Consider the following 2,299-nt stretch of genomic DNA (forward strand, 5'->3'; position numbering starts at 1 on the left):
GGGGCCGACCGCCGTGCCCGGCGCCGGCCGAAGCCGTCCGGCGCGGCGGCGGCCGTCCCGGTCTCAGGTGGTGCCGGGCAGCAGCGACGGATCGGTGGCCACGTCGCGCAGACGGTTCCTGATGGCCGTGGCGGCCCGGTCGTAGGAGACGTACTCGTCGTACAGGACGGACTCGGCGTTGGCCATCTCGAGCAGGGCGACGATCTCGAAGACGAGCTGCGGTACGTCGGTGTCCTTCTCGATCCCGCCCGCTTCCTGTGCCTCGCGGACGGTCTGCTCGAGGTAGGAGAACCAGTTGGCGCGGGCGGCGGTGAGGGCGTCGTGGACCTTGCCCTCGCGGGCGTCGTACTCGGCGATGACGGAGTAGAAGAAGCAGCCGCCCGGGAAGACGCGCTCGCGGGAGTAGGTGAGCCAGGCGGCACACACCGTCCACAGACGGCCGATCCCCGGCGGTACGTCGCGGGCCGGCTGGACGACGTGCTCCAGGTAGACCTCGATGGCCGCCCGGATGGTGGCGAGCTGCAGGTCCTCCTTGGATCCGAACACGGCGAACACGCCACTCTTGCTGAGCTTCAGCTCGTTCGCGAGGCGCCCCAGCGACAGCCCTTCCAGGCCCTCGACGGACGCGATGTCCACAGCGCGTCCGAGAATCAGCCGGCGGGTCTGGTTCCCGCGCGCGATCCGCCCGTCGACGCGCGGCTGCGTGGCGCCCATGTCTACCTGCTTCCTCGGGCCGGCCCCTGGTGCGATGAGGTTGCCCGAGTGTAGCAAATAAGTGGACGATCGTGCGGTCACTATGTCGCGAAGGCGAACACGGGGTCACTCGGCCGAGGCCGTCTCCCTGCCCGCGGCGCCGGACCGGCTCGCCCCCTCCGCGACGAACTCCAGGACCGTGCGCACGACTTCGGGGTCACCGAGGATACGCCGGTGCCCCAGGCCGGTCGTGGCGACCAGACGGGCCCGCGCGTCGAACGCGCCGGCCAGTCGCCGTCCCTGCGCCACACCGATCCGCGTGTCGTCCTCGTCGTGGATGACCAGGAGCGGCGCGTTCACCTCGCCGGTCGTGTGGGTCACGGAGAAGGGCATCCGGTCGGCCGGCGCGTCGGGGAAGAGTTCCGCCCCGATCCGCTCGTACAACTGGCCCTTCAGCCGGGAGTTCAGCCGCAGTTCGGAGCAGAACTCGTCCACCAGGTAGGAGAAGTCGCACACACCGCCGATGGTGACGATCCGCTCCGCCTTCACCCCTTGCCGCAGCGCGAAGAAGGACCCGAGCGCGCCCAGGGAGTGCGCCACCAGCGCCTCGAACGTCCCGTACTCGTCGTGGAGCGCGGCGATGACGTCCCGGTACTCGAGGATCGTGGTGCTCCGGCCGGTGGCGTCACCGTGGCCCGGCGCGTCGAACGTGACGACCGAGTACCCCCGGTCGAGCAGCCCCGGGACGAAGTCGGACAGGCGGGATCCGCGCGACTGCCAGCCGTGCACCAGCAGGACGGGACGCGTGCCGTCGCCCCACCGGTAGGTCACCGCCTGCTTGTCGCCGACCCGGATGCGTCCGGTCCGCGCCCGCTCGGCCAGCGCGCGCTCGGCGGTCCGCATACGGCTGCGGACGAGCGGCCTGTGGAACAGGGCGAACGCGCTCGCTCCCGCCAGCCGTCCCGAGGCACGGGAGAGTCCGTTGAGGGTGATGCTCGCCAGGGCCTCGGTGGGCTGCATACCGGCCGCTCCTCGCTCGACGCCAGAGGCCGATACATTAGCACGAACGACCGTGCAGTTTGTTGTTCGTTCAGTGGAGGAACTCGCCATGCCGACCGCCGTCCGGTTCGCGCCCTGGAAGCCCGGTCCGGCCGGACGCCCCGCCGACGGGGACGGCGAGGTCGTCGTGAGCGTCACCGAATTCACCCCGCACCGGCCCTGGGCGGCGGCCTGCGTCCACGTCGCGGGGCTCGCCCTGCGACGCACCTGGCAGGACGTCGACGGGGCGATCGGCCTGTGGCTGTGGACCACGACGGATCTGCCGCGTCCGCGCTCCGGCTCGGTCTCCGTGTGGCGCGACGAGAAGGATCTGCTGGGCTTCGTCACCCGGCCCGATCACCGCCGCGTCGTACGCGCGTACCGCCATCGCGGTGCCATGCGGTCGACGGCATGGCGGACAGGACACTTCGACCCGGACGCCACACAGGAGACCGCCCGCCCGCTCCTCACGGGACGTACACCGTGGCCACGGCCGGCCGGAACCCGTCCGTGACCGGCCGACGGGTCACCCCCGCACACGCGCGGACGCCTGAGCCGGCCCCCGGCG

General features: G+C 71.7%; 3 protein-coding genes. 1 reads left to right on the top strand and 2 read right to left on the bottom strand.

The window, feature by feature from the left end:
* Positions 1-63 precede the first annotated feature (63 nt).
* Both B7767_RS25820 and B7767_RS25825 read right to left on the bottom strand, forming a co-directional pair.
* Entirely contained in the window at positions 64-714 is a 651-nt protein-coding gene (locus tag B7767_RS25820) for a TetR/AcrR family transcriptional regulator (RefSeq protein WP_085574291.1), read from the bottom strand.
* A 105-nt stretch (positions 715-819) separates the two neighbouring features.
* Entirely contained in the window at positions 820-1,713 is an 894-nt protein-coding gene (locus tag B7767_RS25825) for an alpha/beta fold hydrolase (RefSeq protein WP_085574292.1), read from the bottom strand.
* Positions 1,714-1,801: 88 nt separating this feature from the next.
* Between B7767_RS25825 and B7767_RS25830 the strand changes: the two genes are divergently transcribed.
* Positions 1,802-2,245, top strand: coding sequence for a hypothetical protein (locus tag B7767_RS25830; protein WP_085574293.1), 444 nt, complete (start codon positions 1,802-1,804; stop codon positions 2,243-2,245).
* The last annotated feature ends 54 nt before the right edge of the window (positions 2,246-2,299 follow it).

Origin of the sequence: Streptomyces sp. 13-12-16 (assembly GCF_002114215.1) — a bacterium.
In the GTDB taxonomy this organism is placed as follows: domain Bacteria; phylum Actinomycetota; class Actinomycetes; order Streptomycetales; family Streptomycetaceae; genus Streptomyces.